20 protein-coding genes are annotated in these 21,141 nt (G+C 61.5%); 14 read left to right on the top strand and 6 right to left on the bottom strand.

Features of this window, described 5'->3' with window-relative positions; translation table 11 throughout:
* Positions 1-2: 2 nt before the first annotated feature.
* The 4 genes from urtB to CLV77_RS00960 all read right to left on the bottom strand — a co-directional run bounded on the left by urtB (position 3) and on the right by CLV77_RS00960 (position 4,823).
* A complete protein-coding gene (gene urtB / locus CLV77_RS00975) occupies positions 3-872 on the bottom strand; it encodes an urea ABC transporter permease subunit UrtB (protein WP_076979663.1) in 870 nt (289 codons plus the stop codon).
* Between the two features lie 81 nt (positions 873-953).
* On the bottom strand, positions 954-2,189 hold the full coding sequence (locus tag CLV77_RS00970; RefSeq protein ID WP_076979664.1) for a transporter substrate-binding domain-containing protein: 1,236 nt from the start codon (positions 2,187-2,189) through the stop codon (positions 954-956).
* A 694-nt stretch (positions 2,190-2,883) separates the two neighbouring features.
* Positions 2,884-3,327 (bottom strand): hypothetical protein, encoded by a 444-nt coding sequence (locus CLV77_RS00965; protein WP_076979665.1) that lies wholly within the window; start codon positions 3,325-3,327, stop codon positions 2,884-2,886.
* A 149-nt stretch (positions 3,328-3,476) separates the two neighbouring features.
* Positions 3,477-4,823, bottom strand: coding sequence for a plasmid recombination protein (locus tag CLV77_RS00960; RefSeq protein ID WP_076979666.1), 1,347 nt, complete (start codon positions 4,821-4,823; stop codon positions 3,477-3,479).
* A gap of 168 nt (positions 4,824-4,991) precedes the next feature.
* Between CLV77_RS00960 and CLV77_RS00955 the strand changes: the two genes are divergently transcribed.
* The 11 genes from CLV77_RS00955 to CLV77_RS16640 all read left to right on the top strand — a co-directional run bounded on the left by CLV77_RS00955 (position 4,992) and on the right by CLV77_RS16640 (position 16,108).
* Positions 4,992-5,996 carry a DGQHR domain-containing protein gene (locus CLV77_RS00955; protein WP_076979667.1) on the top strand — a complete coding sequence of 335 codons (1,005 nt, stop codon included), beginning with the start codon at positions 4,992-4,994 and terminating at the stop codon, positions 5,994-5,996.
* 3 nt (positions 5,997-5,999) lie between these two features.
* Positions 6,000-6,953 (top strand): hypothetical protein, encoded by a 954-nt coding sequence (locus CLV77_RS16245; RefSeq protein ID WP_143815133.1) that lies wholly within the window; start codon positions 6,000-6,002, stop codon positions 6,951-6,953.
* 623 nt (positions 6,954-7,576) lie between these two features.
* A complete protein-coding gene (locus tag CLV77_RS16240; protein WP_076979668.1) occupies positions 7,577-8,098 on the top strand; it encodes a hypothetical protein in 522 nt (173 codons plus the stop codon).
* Positions 8,095-8,544, top strand: a complete 450-nt coding sequence (locus tag CLV77_RS00945; RefSeq protein WP_076979669.1) for a hypothetical protein — start codon at positions 8,095-8,097, stop codon at positions 8,542-8,544. Before CLV77_RS16240 ends, CLV77_RS00945 begins: the two co-directional genes overlap by 4 nt.
* A gap of 506 nt (positions 8,545-9,050) precedes the next feature.
* Positions 9,051-9,461 carry a recombinase family protein gene (locus CLV77_RS00935; protein WP_076979671.1) on the top strand — a complete coding sequence of 137 codons (411 nt, stop codon included), beginning with the start codon at positions 9,051-9,053 and terminating at the stop codon, positions 9,459-9,461.
* Positions 9,458-11,152 (top strand): recombinase family protein, encoded by a 1,695-nt coding sequence (locus CLV77_RS00930; protein WP_076979672.1) that lies wholly within the window; start codon positions 9,458-9,460, stop codon positions 11,150-11,152. Before CLV77_RS00935 ends, CLV77_RS00930 begins: the two co-directional genes overlap by 4 nt.
* A 195-nt stretch (positions 11,153-11,347) precedes the next feature.
* Positions 11,348-12,535, top strand: coding sequence for a tyrosine-type recombinase/integrase (locus CLV77_RS00925; RefSeq protein WP_076979673.1), 1,188 nt, complete (start codon positions 11,348-11,350; stop codon positions 12,533-12,535).
* Complete coding sequence (locus CLV77_RS00920) at positions 12,507-13,304, top strand: hypothetical protein (RefSeq protein WP_144023379.1); 798 nt, start codon at positions 12,507-12,509, stop codon at positions 13,302-13,304. Before CLV77_RS00925 ends, CLV77_RS00920 begins: the two co-directional genes overlap by 29 nt.
* A gap of 133 nt (positions 13,305-13,437) precedes the next feature.
* The gene (locus CLV77_RS00915; RefSeq protein WP_076979675.1) at positions 13,438-13,647 is read left to right on the top strand and encodes a helix-turn-helix transcriptional regulator; all 210 of its coding nucleotides are present in this window, start codon (positions 13,438-13,440) and stop codon (positions 13,645-13,647) included.
* On the top strand, positions 13,644-13,955 hold the full coding sequence (locus tag CLV77_RS00910; RefSeq protein ID WP_076979676.1) for a hypothetical protein: 312 nt from the start codon (positions 13,644-13,646) through the stop codon (positions 13,953-13,955). The genes CLV77_RS00915 and CLV77_RS00910 overlap by 4 nt, the downstream gene beginning before the upstream one ends.
* Positions 13,952-16,108 carry a P-loop NTPase family protein gene (locus CLV77_RS16640; RefSeq protein WP_076979677.1) on the top strand — a complete coding sequence of 719 codons (2,157 nt, stop codon included), beginning with the start codon at positions 13,952-13,954 and terminating at the stop codon, positions 16,106-16,108. Before CLV77_RS00910 ends, CLV77_RS16640 begins: the two co-directional genes overlap by 4 nt.
* A gap of 481 nt (positions 16,109-16,589) precedes the next feature.
* Here CLV77_RS16640 and CLV77_RS16485 read toward each other — a convergent pair whose 3' ends face one another.
* Together CLV77_RS16485 and CLV77_RS00900 are read right to left on the bottom strand one after the other, a co-directional pair.
* Entirely contained in the window at positions 16,590-17,387 is a 798-nt protein-coding gene (locus tag CLV77_RS16485) for an E2 domain-containing protein (RefSeq protein ID WP_170043941.1), read from the bottom strand.
* Positions 17,384-18,985 (bottom strand): nucleotidyl cyclase domain-containing protein, encoded by a 1,602-nt coding sequence (locus CLV77_RS00900; RefSeq protein ID WP_076979678.1) that lies wholly within the window; start codon positions 18,983-18,985, stop codon positions 17,384-17,386. Before CLV77_RS00900 ends, CLV77_RS16485 begins: the two co-directional genes overlap by 4 nt.
* A gap of 129 nt (positions 18,986-19,114) precedes the next feature.
* On the opposite strand from CLV77_RS00900, the gene CLV77_RS00895 reads away from it, so the two are divergent.
* Genes CLV77_RS00895 through CLV77_RS16235 form a run of 3 tightly spaced genes read left to right on the top strand, consistent with a single transcriptional unit; the run spans position 19,115 to position 21,089 of the window.
* Positions 19,115-19,990, top strand: a complete 876-nt coding sequence (locus CLV77_RS00895) for a WYL domain-containing protein (protein WP_076979679.1) — start codon at positions 19,115-19,117, stop codon at positions 19,988-19,990.
* On the top strand, positions 19,969-20,883 hold the full coding sequence (locus CLV77_RS00890; protein ID WP_083707753.1) for a Crp/Fnr family transcriptional regulator: 915 nt from the start codon (positions 19,969-19,971) through the stop codon (positions 20,881-20,883). The genes CLV77_RS00895 and CLV77_RS00890 overlap by 22 nt, the downstream gene beginning before the upstream one ends.
* Positions 20,880-21,089 (top strand): hypothetical protein, encoded by a 210-nt coding sequence (locus CLV77_RS16235; protein WP_143815141.1) that lies wholly within the window; start codon positions 20,880-20,882, stop codon positions 21,087-21,089. The genes CLV77_RS00890 and CLV77_RS16235 overlap by 4 nt, the downstream gene beginning before the upstream one ends.
* Positions 21,090-21,141: the final 52 nt, after the last annotated feature.

Below are 21,141 nucleotides of genomic sequence, written 5' to 3'. Positions count from 1 at the left end.
CCTCAGCGCCGGACGGTTTCGGGGAAGAGCCCGCGCGGGCGGAAGCGGATCAGCAGGATGATGCAGCCCAGCACGGCGATCCGGCCAAGCGTGTCGTTCATCACCATCGAGAAGACGGCCGTGACCTCGCCGATCATGACCGCGGCGGCGGCGGCCCCGATCAGGCTGCCAAGCCCGCCGACGATGACGACAAGAAAGGCGTCGACCACCAGACTGGTGCCCATCGTCGGGATGGTGGAATAAAGCGGCGTGATCAGCGCGCCTGCGATCCCCGCCAGACCCGCGCCGTAAGCAAAGGTCAGCGAATAGACGCGGCTGGCTTCGATCCCGTAGCATTCCGAGATGCCGCGGTTCTGGATCACGGCCCGCAGCTTCATGCCGAACTCGGTCTTGGTCATCAGCGCCCAGGTGGCGGCAAGGACCCCGATCGAAAACAGGATGACGAAGATGCGGTAGTTCGACATCACCACGTTGCCGATGACGACATTGCCGTCGAGGATGCCGGGGCCCTTCACAAAGCGGCTCTCGGCCCCGATGCCCAGACGCACGGCCTGTTGCAGGATGATGCCGATGCCCCAGGTCGCCAGGATCGTATCCAGCGGGCGGCGATAAAGCCGCCGCACGATCACCAGTTCGATGATCCAGCCGACCAGCGCCACGGCCAGAAAGACGAAGGGCAGCGCCACAAGGATGGAGAACCCGAAATAGGTCTGCATCGCCCAGGTGGCATAGGCGCCCAGCATGACAAACTCGCCATGCGCCAGGTTGATCACCCCCATCGAGCCGTAGATGATCGCAAGCCCCAGGGCGATCACCAGCAGGATCGATGCCATGCTGAGCCCCGAGAAGAGTTGGTTGAATAAGACGTCCATCGGCACTGCTCCTTGGGTGCGTCCGGCCCCGGTCGGGCCGGACGGTTTCAGGTTTCCGGTAAGCGGTCGGTCAGGGGCCGATCAGGCCTTGACCAGACCCTGGCCGGTGCAGCTTTGGCCTTCGTAGGCGGCGTAGGGCTTGGGGGCCACGCGCTCGGCCGAGTCGACGATGACCTTGGCCTGTCCGTCCGCCTGCCACTGGCCGATCTTGGGCCAGAGATGTGTGTGCAGGTTCTCGTCGATCAGAACCTCGCCCTGAGGCGCGTTCAGCGTAATGCCGACGGCCGCGTCGCGGATCGCCTCGGGGGTGATCTGGGACGGGTCCAGTTTTTCCAGGGCCGCCTTGAACTGGTAGACCTGGAAATAGGCGGCTTCGTTGACGAAATGGGTCACCGCGTCGGCGCCGTATTTCTTCTGATAGGCCTCGACGAATTTCTTGTTCTCGGGGGTGTCGTGACCCATGAAATAGGGCGCCGAGGAATAGTGTCCGGCCGCGGCCTCACCGCCAATCGCCTTCACCTCGACCTCGGAGCGGGTCAGGCTGACGACAGGCATGTCGGCGGGGTCGAATTCAGCCGCGTGATACTGACGGGCGAAGGCCACGTCCGAGTCGCCCACCACGGTCGAGAAGATCACGTCGGGCTTCTCGGCCCGGATGCGGTTGATGACCGAGGCGAAATCCGAATGGCCCAGCGGCACGTATTCCTCGTTCACCACGGTGCCGCCCAGCTTTTCCAGCAGGGTCTTGCAGTAGTTGTTCTCTTCCTTCGGATAGACGTAGTTGTTGCCGATCATGTAGAAACGGGGACCGAACTTCTCCAGCGCCCAGGGGATCAGCAGGTCCTGCTGCTGGTTGGGGACGGCACCGCCATACATCACGTTGCGCGAACACTCGCGGCCCTCGTAAAGGGTCGGATACCAGTAGAGGTTCTTGCGGCTCTCGGTCACCGGCAGAACCGCCTGGCGGCTGGCCGAGGTGTAGGAGCCGAAGACGCTGACGCATTTGTCGCGGATCATCAGGCGACGGGCGCGGTCGGCATAGGTCGCGGGATCGGATGCCGGATCCTCGACGATGGGCTCGAGCTTCATGCCATGCACGCCGCCGGCGGCGTTGATCTCTTCGATGGCCATCTGCGCTGCGTCATGCAGCGTGCTTTCGACCACGGCAACAGCGCCGGTCAGCGAGAACAGCAGCCCCACGGGGATCGTGCCATTCGCCGCATAGGCCCAGCGGGTCGAGCTGAGCAGTGCCGGGGCCGACAGGCCGGTGGCGCCGATTGCCGCGCCACTGCGGCTGAGAAAATCGCGTCTCTTCATGGTTTCGTTTCCCTATCGGTTCTGGTCCGCAGGTCTGGCGCCGCGGATCGTTAGAAACGCAAAAAGGCCCCGCAACATCCCGGCCGAAGCCAGGAGTTTGCGGAGCCTTTTTGCTCTTATGCACGACCTCGCATTTGAGGCCATAAGTTAGCATTACCGGGGAACGCCTTTTAAGCAACCGTTATTTACGCGGCGTCTTCAATGCCTTATGGCCATGCCCATTTTATATGCGAGTCGTTAACGCCATGGAAAGCCTGGAAGGCGCAGCCTTTTCCCAGACCGCGATCGGCCCTGACTTGCGGCTGAGCCCTCGGGATTTAGCCACGCTCCCACCCCGGCCCTCGACAGGATCCCGCCCCGTCAGGGCGCCTCAGAAATCCTGCCGCCATTCATCCGCCGCGGCGGGTCTGCTGAAGCTGCGAGAAGCGCTTCCCCGGGACCCCTCCCCTCCGAACCGCGACCGTCACCTCCGGTCAGCGGTTTGCTGGACAGCCCCCTGCCCGCAGATCCACGCCCAAGGGTGACCCCGAACGCAAGAAGCCGCCCTATTGGGCGGCTTTGTCTTGGGTATATTTTCGCGGAAGTTGGTTGCGGGAGCGCGCATTGCACTTTGGCGAAGACGACCCTGCTCATACCGGTCGCTCGCTGACGGCGGGGCCAGCCAGAGGCCGCCCGCCCGCCGTGCAATGGCCCGTCAGGCTTCCGGGGATGCTTCCTGCGCCGAAGCCTTCGCGGTTTCGGCCTTTCTCGTGGCGGCATTGGCTTTGGCTGCCTCCTCGGCTTCAGCGGCCTCTTCCTCATCCGCTTCGGCATGCATCTCGTCAACGATCTCGGGGCGCAGCGGATGGGACGCGATCCGGCGGCGGTTGGGTGCGGTCGCCAGCCGTTCCAGACTGAAGAAGAAGGGCGCCAAGACCTCCTCGTCCATCGCAGCGATAAAGTCGGGCATCGTATCGCCGATCGCCTTGTCGCGCAGTCGCTCCTCGTTGTCCGCCTTCTTCACCTGCTTGTTGAGCGAGCGGCGAAGCGTGGCCATGGCCCGCGCGGTGGCAGCGGTATCGGGCGTCTCTTCGGCCTGCTGGCGCTTTTTGCGCGAGGCTTTGGAGGCGGCGAGGGCGGGATTGAGGAACTTGGTCATAACAGTGTCAGCTTTCGTTGGGCGGCCTCGGCTGAGGTCCGGATTGGTGGCGCCGTCGTTGGCTGACTTCGAGATTGTAATCTTTGTCTTCGACGACTCGCGATTTCCGCAAGTTTTTTCGAGCCACCGTCATAACCGGTTGTTTTGCATTAAAACTTTCCTTCATCGCCAGAATCCTGTAGCCCGCGGTGGCCCTCTTGCGTCGACGCTCGCGAAGAAAGGCGGGAGGGCTGGAGGTTGCGTAGCATGGCCGGAATGGTGCGCCGGATACGGGCGACCATCTCACGGGTGGGGGTGGGTAGGTGCCGTGCCGCCTCGGCAATGACGGCGTCTGCCTCTTCAATCTGACGCGAAGCCTCGGCGACCTCACCGAGTGCCGCTTCGCGTGCCTCCGCGTGCGCTTGCCCGGACAATCGTCGCCACGCCCGCCCGAACACATCCCGCGCCCGAGCAAACCCAGTTGGCGAGCGATCGCGCAGGGTCTCCAGCGCTGCGTCGGATGGCGCTGGCTCCGCATCCGGCCCCTGCTGCACGATATCGGGCTCGTCGCTGCCTTCCTCGACGCGGAAGGCCCCCGAGCCGAGGCCCTCCGCGATCGCCAGCACGGTTTCGGCCTCGTCTTCGCGTTCCGCGACCTGCGCCGCGCGTTCCTCTACTGCTGCCTCATCGGCCGCCAGAGCCTTCTCCTTCGCCGCGAGACGCAACTCCTGCTTCGCGCGCCATTCCCAAGTCCGCGCGTGGTGGCGCCGCTTCGGAGGCGTCTGCCCCTTGGCCCGCGCCTCCCTGATCGCAGCGGCCCGCCGTTCGCCGCGGACCAGCCCGAGATCGGCGAACCAGAGGCCAACGCTGTCCTGTGCCGCCTCGTAATCCTCAATGAGAGGGTGAATCGACGGTTGCAGCATCCGCCGCGTCGCCGTGGCCGTCGGGACCTTAGCCTTGGGCTTGGCGATCTTTACCGTCGCTCGCGGCATGATCACCGCATGAACGTGGTAGGCGGCTTCGTCGCGATCGGCGCGGGCGTGGATGACATCGTCGCCGAAGTTTGCCTTCAACCAAGCCACCGCACGTTTGCCGAACTCTTCCTCGCGAGCGGTCTGATCAACGCCGAAAAAGGCGGCATCGCCATCGAACCAGTCCTTGTTGACCGTCAGGATGACCTCGCGCATCGGCCCGTGGCGCGTGGGGCGCCAGGGCTGCTTCGGTCCCTCAATGATGCGCCGCTCGATGTCCTTCTTGCGGTTGCGCTTCTCCAGCGAGGCCAGTTCGTCCGCGAAGTTTTCAGCGGCCATGTCGCGGATTTCGGCCAGCGCCTGTGCCGCCCAGTCCTCGGGCCCAATCAAGGGCGGGCCGTTCAGCTTCGTCCGAGAGCGGTTGACGTGGCTGAGGTCCCCGCCCTTCCGTAGCCGGTGCGCTTCGTAGCCGCCGAGGTGGTGCGGGTAGAGCCCCTCGAACCGCAGCACCACGGGGTAGTCTGTCTTGAAGTTGGATCCGTCCATCGATGATCTCCTGAGCTTGGGAGATCAGGAGATCGGTCGATGTCCGAACATCGAGGAGAACATTTCCTCGCGACGGGGTCAGGACCGCCACCGGATCGGAATAACTTGTGTTGCGATCGCTAGTATTGATAGTAGGTACCGAGATAAGGCCTTGGGAGTAAGAATTAAATGGCAAATGATCTGCCCACAGGGAAAGCCGATACAGAAGATGAGAGCCGCCTTAGGTATAGTGTCAGCTTAGTGCGCCAAGGCAAACACCAATTCTATACCTTGACTATGCCAAGCGATGTTCTCGCGCAGACCTGCAAGGTAACTACACGCAAAGAGGATCCAAAGCTCGGCTTCCAGCGTGAGCTTGATGAAAAACGCGCGACGGAAATTGCGACATATATAGATGAAGAGTTAGGCACGATACCTAACTCGATAGTTCTGTCTGCGCAAGAGCAAGCCGAATTGAAAATTGTGGGCAGAGGAAAAACATTAGAGTTCAGCAAAGTCCCTGGCGCCTTCCTAATCTTGGATGGCCAGCATCGCGTCTTTGGCTTCTCAAAAGCAGCAAAGACTCTAAGGGTGCCAGTCGTGATATATAACGGGCTGTCCAGAAAGGAGGAGACTCGCCTATTTATCGACATCAACACAAAACAAAAGCCGGTGCCCTCGCAACTTCTACTTGATATAAAGCAGCTAGCCGATATTGAATCGGAAGCAGAGGAAGTCTTGCGTGATGTTTTTGACTTCTTCCATTCTGACACCAAAAGTGCATTGTCTGGACTTCTATCGCCATCAGAAGCATCACGCACAAAAATTACCCGAGTGACCTTCAATAACGCCGTAAAGCCTCTGCTCTCACTCTTTCCAACACGCACTACAGAAGAGATCTACTTAATTCTCAACGCCTATCTGCTCGCAGTAGCGGCAGAAGTTAATAAGAAAACATCGAATCCGGTTCTGTCGAAACCAGTTGTATTCCGAGGTTTCCTGGCGATCTTTAGAGACGTTGCGCAACGGCATGTCGACAAACACGGTAATCACTACAGCGCACAGAACTTCCAAGAGATTGTGCAGCCGATTTTCATGAACATGCCTATCGCGAAACTTGAGAAGCCCGGCACAAGCTGGACGGCGCTTCGAGATTATCTTGAGAAACGTCTTACCTCAAAGCTTTCCCTGTAAGCCGTGGACGAGTTCTCAGCAATATTGAGCTCTGGCGTCTTGCCCCGGCTGGGCGAGGAGGTTGGGCTGGCTGGCGGCATAAGAGAATGGCTCAAGAGTGGTAATTTCATACCTGAATCCGATGGAAATAGTTCGCTTGTATTGAGCCGCGTGCCGACCGCAGATTATGCAAGGGCAATGGCATCCGACTTCGAACGGTTTTCTCTTTCTTCATTAGAAACATATATTGTCGCCACATCTGAGAATCGAGAGTTTGGGGCCGCAAGTTGGCCGTTTCTCAAATTTTACTACTCGAGCTTCTTTGCAGCCCACGCGCTATTGCGGGCTCGTGGATCAGGAGTTGTTAACATTGAGAGACCTCAGTCAGACTATATAAATACAATTCTGACAACATACAGTAAAGATGCCCCACGAATGGCACCGGGCACATACTTCTTGAACTACCTATCCGGTGCAGATTTAGGAAGTGGCGAGATCTCAGTTCAGCTCTCTCCCTCGCCATCGAAGAAAGGCGTTCACGAGGCATTTTGGAGGATATTTGCAACATATATTGTCGAGGAAGCTGAGCGCGCGATTAAAGAGGAAGCGGCGGATGCTACAACATTCCTTTCTTATGCAACCAACCTGAAAGAGGCGGTTTTGGATGGTGGAGGTGAAGCCTCCTGGCTTTCGATGGTGCGCAACAAGATAAACTATCAACACGGCTATGAGACATGGATGCCATTCCGCAAAGGCTCTGAAGCCAAAGTGATATCCACAGCTGCGAAAACCTCTCCGCTTACTTCTCCGTGCCTGGATATAAAGAAATCAAAAAAACCCCTTGAGGCCTTTCTAAACATTTCGTGCTACATATCCAACCTCAACATCGGTGTCTCAGATCGCATTTCGAAGAGATCGACCGGGGGAAAGACCTTTGGCCAAAAATGGCGCCGACTCAACGAGCAACTGAAATTGTAATCTGAAACCGGCGCACTTTCCTACTCATGCACCTCTGCCTGTGCGCCAGGAGTGTAAAGCTACCTACTCACTAATCAGCTGGCACTCCGGCCCTTCGGACCTGCATTCCAGCTGTCGTTCGCCGGGGGCTGACGCCCCCGGCCCCCGGCGCCGCTGACGCGCCGCTCGGGGGGCGCTCCGCCCTCCCGAACCCGCCCGGGGCCTTCAGCCGGACCAGAGGACGCGCCGCCCCTCTGGACACCCAGGGCAGGGTCGTCGTTCGCCACTCCCCCTGCACCCCCTGGCGTCTCCCGACGGGCTCGGGTCATCGTTCCGCACTCCCCCAAGACCCCCTGCTCCCGGAGGGGCCGCTCCGCGCTCGCCTCCAAACCTCCCCCGCTCCCGGCAGAACGTTCCGCACCTCTGCCCGAACCCATCTGCGCTCGGCCTCCCGCCGGGGTCGAGAGGGCGGTGCCTCTCGGCGCTCTCCCCGATATCGCAGGCAGGAACGGTGAGGCTGGGGAGTAGGGCCGGGCCCCTTGCCGTCGTGCGCGCGTCTCCTGACGCGCACGACGGAAGGTCCCGGCCGATAGGAAGGGACGGAAGCGGGCGCGTCGGACACCCCTCACAGAAGGACACCGACCATGCTCGACAGCATTCCCAGCAGCCTCGCGATGACCGCCGCCTGGCAGGATCATCTGCGCTACGGAGACATCGTCTCCTTCCGCTTCCCCCTCGCCGAGGAGGAGCACGGCGGCCGCCCCAAGGCGCGCCCCTGCCTCGTGCTCGACATCGAGGAGCGGGGCGATCTGCGCTACGCGCTCCTGGCCTACGGCACCACCTCGCGGCGGCGGTCCAACATCGGCTACGAGGTGCATGTGCGCCGCCGCGCCGACTACATTCCCTCGGGACTGAACGAGCCCACGCGCTTCGTCGGCGCCCGGCGGCTGCTCGTGCCCCTCGGCCACAGCGGCTTCGTCATCTGCCGCGCCACCGGCTCGCCCGTCCTCGGGCGCCTCGACGGCGGCCCCTTCGCCGCGATGAACGCCGTGCGCGGCCGCATCCACGCCGAGCGCGACATCGCCGCCGACCGCCGGGGCCGGAGCCGGCCGGGGGCGCGCAGGCCGCGCCCCGCATTCCCCGGCGGAAAGGCGGTGCGCGCATGAGCTTCGCCTCGTCCAGATCGCTCTTCGACCAGCAGCTCGAGCTGATCCGCATCGTCGTCGCAATGCGGCACGGCATGGCCGAGCACCTGCGGCGGCGGGTCCTGCCGCATCTGGACCCGGACGCTCGTGAGACGGTGCAGGACACCGCGGACTTCCTCGATGAACACGATGACATCGCCATCAACCTGCTGTGCTTCGTCGACATCGCCCTTGCCGAGATGCGCGAGGCCATCGCGGCGGGCACCTCGGAAAAGAGGGTCCCGATCCCCCGTGAGCGGCTGATCGGAACGAGCGAGGCCTATGACGTCTACCGGGTCCTCAGTCCGCAAGCCGAGGCGCTCACGGCGGCCCTGCTGCCGATCGAGGAACTGGCCAGGGCGACCAGCCAGCTGGTCCAGTTCGCCGAGGCGGTCCGGCTCAGCGCCGACATCGTCAACCTCACCTGAGACCGGCGGCGCCCCGCGCGGGCGCCGTCCCTTGAGGGGCCGACAGGCCCCGAGGCCGGGACTGGATCCCCCGGCCGGCGCGCCGGCGACGTTCACACCTCCTTCGCTGCTACGAAGACGCCGGCGCGCCACCCAATTCGCTGGCTGCTAATGCGGCCCGCCCTTCGGAGATTTCGCAGACCCTCAAAGCAGATGCGCCCGCGGGTCTCCCCACGGGCGCTGACGGCCATGCTGCGCGAGGATGTCGGGTTGGGCGTCCACCGTGCCGGTTGTTCGTTGCCCAGACAGGAAAGGACTCCGCCGATGCCCCTCGACAGACTGATCGACCTTCTCGCAGAAGCCGCGGTCCGCAAGCTCTCGCAGGAGCGGGAAGCAAAGGAGGCGACGCCTGACGCGATGACGACAACCTACGAGAGATCTCGCCGGTGGACATATCATTTCCGCAATCTTTCCAGATATATCCCCCGGACGCGCCGTCTACGCCACAGCCCGAGGGAGATACGATCATGAGCACAGAGACCCACGCCCTTCTCTACCTGCGCGCAGCCCGCGCGAGTGATGCCGCGATAGCCGAGCAGCGCAGTGTCTGCACGGGCTACGCAGAAGCGCGCGGATGGCGCATCCTCGATGTGGTCGTCGATAACGGCGTCGGCGGGCTCGCCGACACTCCGGGCCTGGAGATTCTTCGGGACCGTATTGCACGCGGCGAGGCGCAGGCTGTCATTGCGACGGACCTGGTGCGCATCTCGCGCGATCCGCAGCGAGTTCATTCGTTTGCTCGGTTCTGCCAGCAGCACGCAGCGGACTTGTGCCTCGTCGAGCAGCCGGTCAATTTCGAACTACTTCTAAAGGAGGCCGACCACGCCCGCGCGGTCGGCGACGACGGCCTCTGCACCGCCCAGGATACCCGCCAATGACCCCATCCCGCAAAACCTCACGCCGCGTCGCGCTCTATGCCCGCTACTCGACCGACATGCAGAACCCGATGTCGATCGAGGATCAGTATCGCATCGTCGAGCGCTACGCACAGCAGCGCGGCTGGATCGTCGTGGCGCGGTTCTCCGACAGCGCCATCAGCGGCTCGATGAGCCTGAGCCGTCCCGGCTTCCAGGAGCTCTCCGACGCCCTACCCTCGAAGGCCTTCGAGGTCGTCCTCGCCGAGTCTCTGGATCGCCTGTCGCGCGACCAGGAGCACGCGGCGCGCTTCTACAAGGCTGCCAGACAGTCAAAGGTAGATATCTACACGCCCGCGCGCGGCAGGATCGACGCGATGACCCTCGGCCTGTCGTCGACTATGAATGCCATCTTCCTGGAGGATCTCGCCGACAAGACACGCCGCGGCTTGGAAGGGCGCGTGGCGAAGGGCTTCAGCGGTGGCGGACGCGTCTATGGCTACACGCAGGGCACCGACGAACGGGGAGCGCCGATCAAGGGCGCGCTCGCGATCGACGGCATCGAGGCCGCCGTGGTGCGCCGCATCTTCCGCGACTACGCGGCAGGTCGTTCACCGATTGCCATCGCCAGCGCCCTGAACGATGACGGCATCCCCTCCCCCTCCGTCGGCACGGAGCGGGCTTCCTCGGGGCACTGGAAGCAGAACACGATCAACGGCAACCGGGCCCGGGGAACGGGCATCCTGAACAACGAGCTCTACATCGGCCGGCGGGTCTGGAACCGGCTGTCCTACGGCAAGGATTACCAGACCGAGAAGCGCCGCTCGACGCTGAACCCCGAAAGCGAATGGCGCCGGGTCGAGGTGCCCGAGCTGCGGATCGTGGACCAGGAACTCTGGGATACGGTGAAGGCGCGGCAGGAGAGCCAGGCGAAGCGCCGCTCGAAAGTCGCCAGCACCGACCCCCACCACCTGTCCTCCGGGCAGTCGCTGCGCCGGCGCAAATATCTGCTGTCGGGACTGCTGCACTGCGGTCTGTGCGGCGGCAAGATGACCGTCGCCGGCAGCGGTCGATACAAGGCCTACTACTGCGCTGATGCGAAGGAGAAGGGCAAGAGCGTCTGCGAGGGGTTCCGCGGCCTCAAGGAGGCGCGCGCCTCCGAGCTGGTGCTCTCGGCCCTGCGCAGCGAGCTGATGCATCCCCAGGCCTACGCGGCCTTCCGGGAGAGCTTCCGCAAGCACCTCGTTCAGAGCCAGGGCGCGGCAGAGGACACGCTGCGGCTCCACGACGCCCGGGTCCGGGACTTGGAGACCAGGCATCGCAACCTCCTGCAAGCCGTGGAGACCGGCGATTTCGCGGCGGCTATCGTCGAGCGGCTGAATGCCGTCGACGCGGAGCTGAAGGAGATGAAGGGCAAGCGCGGCCAGATCGTGCCGCCTACGGTCGAGCTGCCCGGCAACCTGCCCGAGCTTTACCGGGAGATGGTCGGCAACCTGGCCGCGGCGCTCTCCGACGAGGCCGTTGCCGGTCGCGCGGCCGACGAGTTGCACGAGCTTGTCGAGCGTGTCGATGTCCACTGGGACGACGCGGCTGCGGGCCATCGTCTGGAGGTGTCGGGCAACCTGCTGGAGATGCTACGCAAATCGGCGCCGAGGGATCTCGACGCCGTGCGGGGCAATATTTTCGCGGAAGTTGGTTGCGGGAGTAGGATTTGAACCTACGACCTTCAGGTTATGAGTCTCACGGCCCGTATTTTGCTGCAGTTCGCCGCTTGCCCCTTAATCCAGCCATACATGGCATTTAGCGTCGCTTCGAGATTGCTCGAAGCATCTTCATCTTGCCCATTTTCGCGCTCCAGCGTAGCACCGGTGTAGCACCATCGTTGTACTGTGAGGCAAAGGGGGAGAGACGTGGCGAGCAGAGAGATCAACTTTACCAAGGCGGCGCTCACCGCCGCTGAGCCGGCGCCCAAGGGCAAGCGCGATTACTACTACGACACCAAGGAGCGGGGGCTGGTGCTGGCGGTGACGGCGGCCGGCAGCAAGACCTTCTACCTCTACAAGCGGATCGACGGCCGGCCCGAGCGCCTGGGGCTGGGCAAGTTCCCCGACCTGACCGTGGAGAACGCGCGGCGGCTGGCGGCAAAGGCCAAGGGCGAGATCGCGATGGGACAGAACCCGCAGAAGGCCAAGCGGGCGGTGCGGGACGAGATGACCTTCGGCGCGCTCTTCACCGAGTACCTAGAGAAGCACTCGAAAGTGCATAAGCGCTCCTGGGCCTATGACGAGCGCGAGGTGAAGAAGTTTCTCAGCCACTGGTTCAAGCGCAAGATCTCCAGCATCGAGAAGCCGGAGGTGGAGCGGCTGCATGCCAAGATCGGCAAGGAGAGCGGGATCTACCAGGCCAACCGGCTGTTGGAGCGGATCCGCTCGATCTTCAATAAGGCTGCCGACTGGGGCTGGGAGGGGCAGAACCCGGCCACTGGCATCAAGAAGTTCCGCGAGAGGAGCCGCGACCGGTTCCTGCAGCCCGAGGAGCTGCCGCGGTTCTTCGCGGCCCTGGCGAGCGAGCCCAACGAGGCGGCGCGCGACTTCTTCATGATCTCGCTGCTGACCGGTGCGCGGAAGTCGAACACGCTGGCAATGCGCTGGGACGAGATCAACTTCCGCGATGCGACCTGGCGCATTCCTCAGACCAAGAACGACGAGCCGCAGATCGTACATCTCTCGCCCCAAGCGCTGGAGATCCTCAAGGAGCGCAAGCTGCACTCGCTGAGCCCCTGGGTCTTTCCCGGCAGCGGCGCCAAGGGGCACCTGGCGGACCCCAAGAAGGCCTGGGCGCGCATCCTGAAGGAGGCGGGGATCAGCGATTTACGAATCCACGATCTGCGCCGCACCCTGGGCAGTTGGCAGGCCGCCACCGGCGCTAACAGCTACATCATCGGCAAGTCCCTGGGTCACCGCAGCCAGCAATCCACCGCCATCTATGCCCGGCTCAACCTTGATCCCGTTCGAGACTCTGTGAACAAGGCCACCGAGGCGATGCTTGGCTATGCGGGAGCAACAACAGATGGGCCGAAAAACGAAGCAGGCGAGTGAACCTTGGCAGCGGTTGCTCCACAGCAAAGACCTATCGGTTGATCTCTGTGCGATCTACTCTACGGAGTTCCTCGAACAATTTGCACAGCGCTTCGACCGTGAACCCGACCAGATCGAACTTCTTAGGGGCGTCATTGAAACCGGGAAGGCGTTCGTGAAAGGTAAATGGCTAAAGCTTTCTGGCAAAGATCGGTTGCTCAAGTTTTCCGGTGTTCATTTCATCGGCGCCGGTCTCGGGGCCAGACGATTGGCTGAATCACTGCGACAACTCAGCAAGAGCGATCTGGCAAGTCGAGGGCTCACCTCCAGTCTGGCGGACTACGTGGCGAGAAGCGATCACCTCTCTGCTGCTCAGCAAGCATATCGCGCCGCCATCTCCCAATCTGGCCCAAAGACGCAGCTCGAGGCACTTCACCAGCTTGCCTCAGCGCTCGAAGCGGCTGTGGAACAGCTCATCCCACTCCCGGGTGAGCACGAAGAGGAAGAAGAGGTGCGGGCGCGGGCTTTGGAGTTCGTCGAGACGATAAACAGCAAGCCCAAGAAACTAACGCCGAAAAATCATGCCCTCGAAGAGGCAGCACGTGCCTTCCGCCCCCTCTGGGAGCGCTATTCTGAGATCCCGTACATCCGCGGCCGCTATCGCCACGAGATCGGCGGCTATGACAGCAAACCCGCAGAGGCTCTATTCGAGATCGTGACACGCCTCGACAGCACAATAGCATCGAGCTTGGCAGGAACAGCTATCGAGAACATTCGAAAGCAACCATAGGTTGTTTCCGTAGCGATTAGAGACCAACTTTTTCCTATGGGGCGGAAAAGGCGGCTCGACACAGCAATGGCAGATGGCTGCAGCTGTCTGCGATCCTTTCAGCATTAACCAAATCAGCTGAAAGGAGCTGTAAATGCTGAAGAATATCCCAAAACCCGAGCCGCTGTTCACGCCCCAGGACGTGGCGGCGCGCCTGGGGGTCTCGACCACCACGCTCGCGACCTGGCGCTGCACCAAGCGCTACCCGCTGACCTACATCAAAGTCGGCCGGCTCGTTCGCTACCGGCTGGCGGACGTGGAGACCTTCGAGACCTCGCGTGAGCGGGAGGTGACCGAGCTATGAGCGCGCAACGTCAACCCCGCAGCGTCTTCTTCGCTGCCGTGAACCTCGCCTGTCTGGCGCGCTACCCGAGCCTCCTGGCCTCCTGGCTGCCCGAGGGGCGCCTGCGGGGCCAAGAATGGGTGGCGCGCAACCCGCGCCGGGCCGACCGCCGCGCCGGCTCATTCAAGATCAACGTGGTCAACGGCCGCTGGGCCGACTTCGCCACTGGCGATACCGGGGGCGATCCGGTGAGCCTTTATGCCTATCTCAACGGCATCAGCCAGGGCGCCGCCGCCCGGGCGCTCAGCCAGGAATGGGGGCAGCAATGACACCTGAGGCAGTGCAGGCCCTGCGACACCCCAAAGCTGGCGCACCCACGCGCCAGCACCTTTACCGGGATGCGGCTGGCGAGCTGGTGATGATCGCCAACCGCTACGAGCGCGGCGGGGGCAAGTTCTTCATCCCCTACACGGTGGAGAGCCAAAGCTGGACGGCGCCGGAGAAGCGCCCCCTCTACCGGCTGCCGGAATTGCTGGCGGCCTCTCCAGAGCGGGTGGTGATCGTGACCGAGGGCGAGAAATGCGCCGATGCTCTGGCGGAGCTGGGCTATGTCGCCACCACCACCTTCGGCGGGGCGAATGCGAGCCGGAAGACCGACCTCGCGCCTCTCCGGGGGCGGCGGGTGGTGATCTGGCCGGATCATGATGCGCCGGGGCGGAACTACGCGGACGCCATCGCGGGGGCCCTCTATGGGGGATACGGTACCCGGGTGGCCATCGCGCCGATCTCGGAGACGTTCCTACAGGGGATATCCCCCTATAGGGGGAGCAGAGGGGCTGCTGCCGCCCCGGATACCCCTATAGGGATAGGCGGCACCTCTACAGGCGCAGAGGAGGGTCCTGCCCCTATAGGGATAGCGGATACGGCCATAGGGACGGGAGGCGAGATCCCTATAGAGGTAGGCTGGGACGCCGCCGATGCCATCGCGACCGGCTGGGGCACGGCGGAGGTGAACCGCCTTATCGCCCATACCCTAGGGGAGGAGCGGACAATTCCTAGGGATAGCCAGCCCGCTGAGGATCCCGGCGAGGCGCCCCTCTTCGTGGAGGCCGAGCTCTGGCATAGCCCGGACAAGACCCCCTTCGCCACTATACGGCGTGGGGCGCACAAAGAAACCTTCGCGCTCGACAGCGGCGCCTTCCGGCGGCTCCTGGCCTATGAGCATTATCAGGCGACGGGAAAGACTCCGTCCGCCGCCAAGCTCGAAGACCTGGCGCGGCAGTATGTCGGCCAGGCGCTCTTCGAGGGGGAGGCGCATCCGGTCTTCCTGCGCCTGGGCGAAACGGAGGAGGGCTTCGCGCTGGACCTGGGCGGACCCGACTGGTCGGTGATCCAAGTGGACGCCACAGGCTGGCGCCAGGCGCCGATGGGCACGCCGCGCTTCCGCCGGTCTCCCGGCATGGCCGCCCTGCCCCAGCCGGTTCGGCAAGGTGGCGGCCTCGACCAGCTGCGCCCCTTCGTGAACGTCAGGAGCGATGACGACTTCCGACTGATCGTGGCGTGGCTTCTGGGCGCGCTGCGCTCCCAAGGCCCCTACCCGCTCCTGATCCTCACCGGCGAGCAAGGCAGCGCCAAGAGCACCACCGCCAAGGTTCTGCGCCGGCTGATCGATCCGGCGGAGCTCGACAGCCGCAGCTTCCCCGGGGACGAGCGGGATCTGATGATCGCGGCGCAGAACGGGCATGTGCTGGCCTTCGACAACCTGTCGCGGATCAAGCCCGCCATGGCGGACGCGCTCTGCCGGCTCGCCACCGGCGGCGGCTTTGCCACTCGCAAGCTCCACAGCGACGCGGACGAGGTGCTCTTCAAGGCGACGCGGCCGATCATCCTCAACGGGATCCCGGAGCTCGCAGAGCGGCCGGACCTGGCCGACCGGGCCATCACGCTCAACCTGCCGGTGATCTCGGAGACCAGGCGGGAATACGAGGCGGAGTTCTGGCAGCGCTTCGAGGCCGCGCGGCCTTCGATTCTGGGCGCGCTGCTGACGGCGGCATCGGGGGCTTTGTCCGCATTACCCTCTGTGAGGCTCTCAGAGCGCCCGAGAATGGCCGACTTCGCAAAATGGGTGTCTGCGGCCGAAGAAACGCTTGGCTGGACTCACGGGGCGTTTCTGCGGACCTACGGCGCGAACCGGCGGGAAGCCGAGGAAGCGGCGGTTGAGAGCAACCCCGTCGCCAGCGCGATCCTAACGATGGCCCAGAGCGCCGGAGAATGGCAGGGAACAGCCGCGGATCTCATCGCGCATCTGCGCAAGCGCTACCCTGCTCTCACCGAGGGCAGCGACGCCTTTCCGCGCCAGCCCGCGCCCTTCGGCACAGAGCTCCGCCGCGTCGCGCCGCTGCTACGCTCCTACGGGATCAGCGTCACCCATACCCGCAGCGGCAAAGACCGCCGCCGCCTTATCGAGGTGAAACAAGCCTAACCGCTGTCCGCCCTGTCCGCCCCTGTCCGCCCTCAACCCCTGTTGAACAAGGCGGCGGACAGCGGCGGACAGGGCGGACGGCATAATAACGCGTATGAAACATTCTCTAGCAGCCGTTGCCTTCGCTCTGCTCGAACGCTGTTCTGAGCATGAACCCGTCCCTCGGCATTGCCACGCGCAACTAACCTAGATCGGCTAAAGTCGCAGCTTCAGCACCGATTGCTATTTGCTCCCCCGCTTCTTCAATTCCAAGCGGACGGTGGAGATGCCAGAGCAGTCTCGAAGTCTTGAACGGCCCAAAGCTGCCGTTCAGCAATACTCCGAGTGCTGCATTGCAGCACTCCGAAAGCAGACATCAAGGATATCGACCCAATGGATTAGATTCTTATCACGAGACCATTGTTTCGCAATCGAGTGAAGCATTGAGGTCATCGCAAGCGCTCGATAAGCGGGACACTGCCAGCTGGAGCATCCTAGAAACTCAGTTTGACTTAAGTGCGCAGCGCTTCATCGTGCCGCAACAAATTCGATCTCTTGCTCTCAATGTATCGATTATTCGAGCTTCTATACATTGCCGCTCATGCTCATAGAGTATTAGGTGCTCAATGACCAGTTGATTGGGGCATTCCGCTCGCAGGATGGGCTTGTGCGCTCGATTGCAGCCAGGTTCGCAATAAGATACCTGGCAGGAGTTTTTCCGAAGCAGTTTGTGCTTCCAAGTGCAGCCGCGCGGGCACGGACTACGCGCATTAACAACCCTGTCGCGCTGCTTAGAAATGCGAGGCAGCCGCTCAGCCAGCCACCCTTTGCCTCGAAACATCGCCCGCCATAGATCATCCTTCCACCCGAGTGGTTCCGCTAGCGCTTCCATCTTGACCTGAATATGCGCTGCATCGGCGTGGCTTAGACCTGATCCTAACGGCCAAATGCCTCGCTTCTTGGCATAGACTTGATTTGCAAGATAAACCGCGAGGTAAGACCACCACGTCTTTGCGGCTTCTGCGTCCTCCAGAGGATACTCTGAGCGAAAGAACACGCAAAACGTGCTGTCAGGATTGATGTGTCGTTCCAGACAAAAGTCAGGGAGCTGACGTTGGTCCTGCACCTCACTGACGGCGACGCCGTTATGCACAGATACTTCAAGCCTCAGCCAAAACCCGCCAGGAAATGAGCCGCCGACGCCGGGCGGCGAGGCCAGCACGGTTGCCGTCTCTCGCCCCCTTTCCCTGATGCTCACCCATTCTGGTACGCTCTGCAGCAGTTGCTGGACGGCATTCATTTCAGCTTGAAGTGCGCCCGAGGCTGAGGGACGTGACTGGGAACGTGAGCCCTCGCATAATTCGGGCTGGCTACTGCCGCCGGAGCGACCGAAAGGCAGACCGCTACATCATCGTAGTCCAGGCTGGCGGCATATCCTTCTTGGTCGAGAAGGTCTTCAAGCGCCACTGGGGCGACGCGCAGAGCGCGAGGTCCAAGCTTGACGCCGCTATCCTCGCAATCGCGCTGCAGCTGCTCCGAACGCGTGGTAGCGATGCTGGACGCCACACGGACCGACCGATCTCCGCGAATACCGATGCGCGAAATCGGTGTCGGCCCAAGCTCCAATCCGATGGCCAAGCCGAGACTCTCAAGATTTCCGAGAACACGTTTGCACAGTCCGAAGGACGAGTGCAGACCGCCAGCACACTGCGTGGCCGTCGAAACGCTTTGGCGCTTATCAGTCTCGGTACGGCTTCCCTCAGCCAGAAGCGCATGAATGCAGTCCCCAATGAACCTGACTTTTCTGCCGCCAAAGTCTTTCTCGACGACGTTCTGAAATTCTGACCGGATAACATGAAGCGCCCGAACAGCGTCACGGATGCCCCCGGAGGCGACCGCACGGTCGATGTAGTCGGTATATCCCGAAAGGTCGGCATACATGGAGACCAAGGGCATTCTGATCGAACGGCTCGGAGAAAGCTCAGAGTAGTCGATCTTGCTGAGTGGAGGCTCCCTGTAGGAGAAGCTGAAACTCGGATCGGTGAAATCCGGAAATTCTCCGCGGCGGATTTCCTCCTTCCAGCTAGCAACAACGTCTTGAGTATAGACTTGACGATCCTGGACACCGAACACCATGCGCCCGCTCGCATCTTGCCGAGCGGTATTGAGGGCAATATCTGCGTCCGACAGCCTTACGAACTCGTTGCTGAGGCCAACCTCTTGAAGCTTCAAGAGGGCGCGCACCCTGTCGGATACATAGACGCCAGGCTCCTTGCCAAAAGCCAGCTTCGCGGCGTGATTGGCAGCGCTGCCAAGGAACATCGGTTCTTGTTCGCAACCTGTGCCGTTGTTGATGGCAACGCAGGTGCCGACGTCCACACCGATCCGGAAGCGCGCGCTGAACTCACTTTTGGCAAGCTCCCGGTTCGCCGCGTCTGCCACCCGCTGGAAATCTTCGATAAATGCGAAGGCCTGTGCCAGTGTATCGCGGGTAACGCCCTGTTTTCCAGGCTCCAGGACGACCGCATGAACGCGTCCGTTGTGGAAGTCGACGCGCTGCGCTGCTGATGTCTCAATCGCCCGGTCCGCCGCGCTATAGTAGAGGTGTAGCAGCCGCATGGCCCGCTCATGCGAGGCTTCCGTCTCGCGGCCTTCCTCAAGCCGGAACTCGTCGTAGTTGGTGATCCCGACGTAAATCTGGACGGTGTCCACCACCACGGCCTTGCTCCTCGGCAAGCTGAACAGCGGCGGCGTGGAGGGCTGCTTTTGCGCTGCGCGCATAGCCATGTCCGCCTGATAGAGGCGGAAATAGTCTTCGAAGCGCTGAACATCAAAGTTCGGCGCCTCCCCCTTGAGCTTGTAGATGCGCGCAAGCGCTGTTGCCTCGTTCCAGGCCATCGTGGTCTTCCTTTCTGCGCCACCGGATGACCCGCCGCGCCGATTCTAGTTTCTGCTGTAATCCCATATTTTAGGACTATCTTATCATTTGTCAATATGCTAGTCCCTGGGAGGGAGGACAGGAGCGCCATGAAGCACGACAACATCAAGCCAGGCCAGCGAAAACGCTATGAATTCATAGAGTTCCAGTTGATGTGGGACGGCACGATCGGGCGGAAGCTTCTCAAGGACAAATTCGAGATATCTCTGCAGCAGGCGACCCTGGACCTCACGTCCTACCTCGACCTGGCACCAAAGAATATGTCCTACGATCCGCGCCAGCGGACATATGTGGCTCGGTCCAACTTCCGCCCCGCGTTCATCAAGGGGGAGGCCAAAGAGTACCTTCATCATCTGGAGATGCTGCATCACGGCTACCGCGACGCTGACGAGATATGGCCGGCCAGCATTCCGGCATTCGATGCGGTTGCTGCGTCCTCCAGAAACACAGACCCCAAAGCGCTGAAAACAGTCCTTCGCGCAATACGAGACCGCCATTGCCTCGAAGTGATGTATGTCTCGCTCAGTTCCGAATCGGAGAGTCCCCGCTGCTTATATCCGCATGCAATTGCGAGCGATGGTCACCGCTGGCATATGCGCGCCTACGATGAAGATAAAGATCGGCACTCTGATTTTGTGCTGTCCAGGATCGAAACGATCAAGGCCAAAGAGGACCGCGCGAGAGACTTACCCGAAGACAAAGAGTGGTCAACAATTGTTTGCCTGCGTTTACGACCTGACCCTTCCTTAAGCGAGAGACAACGCAGCCGCCTTGAGATCGAGTATGATATGCAGGGTGGAGAGCTTGAGGTTAATGTGCGCCAGGCGATGCTGTTCTACTATCTTCGATTCTACGGCTTTAATCCGCACGAAAAGAAAGATGGTATGATCCGGAATGTGAGCAGCTTCTCGCTCAATATTGTGAACTTGAAAGAAATAGAAAAGTGTTTGAACCGAAGAAATTAGATAATGGATTACCTCCATCGCGCGATGCTCAAGAGCATGACTCGGAAGCGTCCGAGCGCCTATTGGCAACGCTGCTCAACAATGAATTGGTGTGTGGAAACCGTGACATAGCTAAACGCATCCTGCAGAAAGCCAAGCCCGTGAGCTTTGCGAAGGGCGAGAGGATCATCGAGCAAGGCGGGACGGATGATTGCGTCTACTTCATGGTCTCGGGCAGTGTCGATGTGCGGATCAACGGAAGGCACATCGATTATCGAAATGCTCCTTACAGCGTAGGAGAGATGGCCGCAAAGCGAGCCGGTCAAGCCAGAACGGCTGACGTAGTTGTCGTCTCTCAGTCGTTGTCCGCGCTCGCTATCAGCGGCGGCGACTTCCGCATGCTTATGAGCGATTTTGAGTCGTTCAACGCGAACCTGAACAACGCAATAGACGATTTGTCACGAAAGAAGATCAGCCAGCTCGGTGAAAAGACTGAGAACAAGGGCTGGTCATGGTCGGCGATAAGTGGAGTGGTTGGCGTTGCTTGCGCGATTGCAGCAGGAATTTTTGCTTGGCTGGCGGGATCGGCATTACTCTATGGCGTGATTTGCAGCACTTCTGCTGGAATTGTAGGGTTTGTCATCATCATGCTTGGCAATCCACAATACTTGTACCGGAAGGTCTCTATTGCTGCCGGAATGGCATTGATTGCTTATGTTGGCCTTGGTGCGCTGAACTACAACCTTACCATTAGTGGGTTCGATCCCAGTCTTCCGTTCTTGGATATTGAGGCGCAGGGTGAACAAAGGATCGAGGTTTTTTGGCTTTCAGTTATCGCTCTGGCGGCGGTCTCGGGAATTTTTGGCTATCTAGATTATCGGGTCAATCATGCCCGAGTTGGGAACAGTAGATGACGGACTTCAAGCCTATGAGTCTGACTTTCGCCAATAGCCGGTTTGGTAAAACGTTATTCATCGTTCGCAATTTGCCCGTTGCTGCCACTCATGATCCGCGCAGCGAACGGCTGCTCTCCGCCCATTTCTTCCAGCCCAGGATCTCCGGCCACTGCTCTGACTGCCAGGCTCCAAAGGGCGCGGCACAGACCTCTTGCGGCAGCTAGAACCTCGCAGAGGGAAGCCGGCACCAAGTCCGCTCAAATGTGGCTAGGAAGC

It is taken from the genome of Brevirhabdus pacifica (genome assembly GCF_002797755.1).
Classification (GTDB): domain Bacteria; phylum Pseudomonadota; class Alphaproteobacteria; order Rhodobacterales; family Rhodobacteraceae; genus Brevirhabdus; species Brevirhabdus pacifica.
This window is presented reverse-complemented; position numbering and strand designations above follow the sequence as displayed.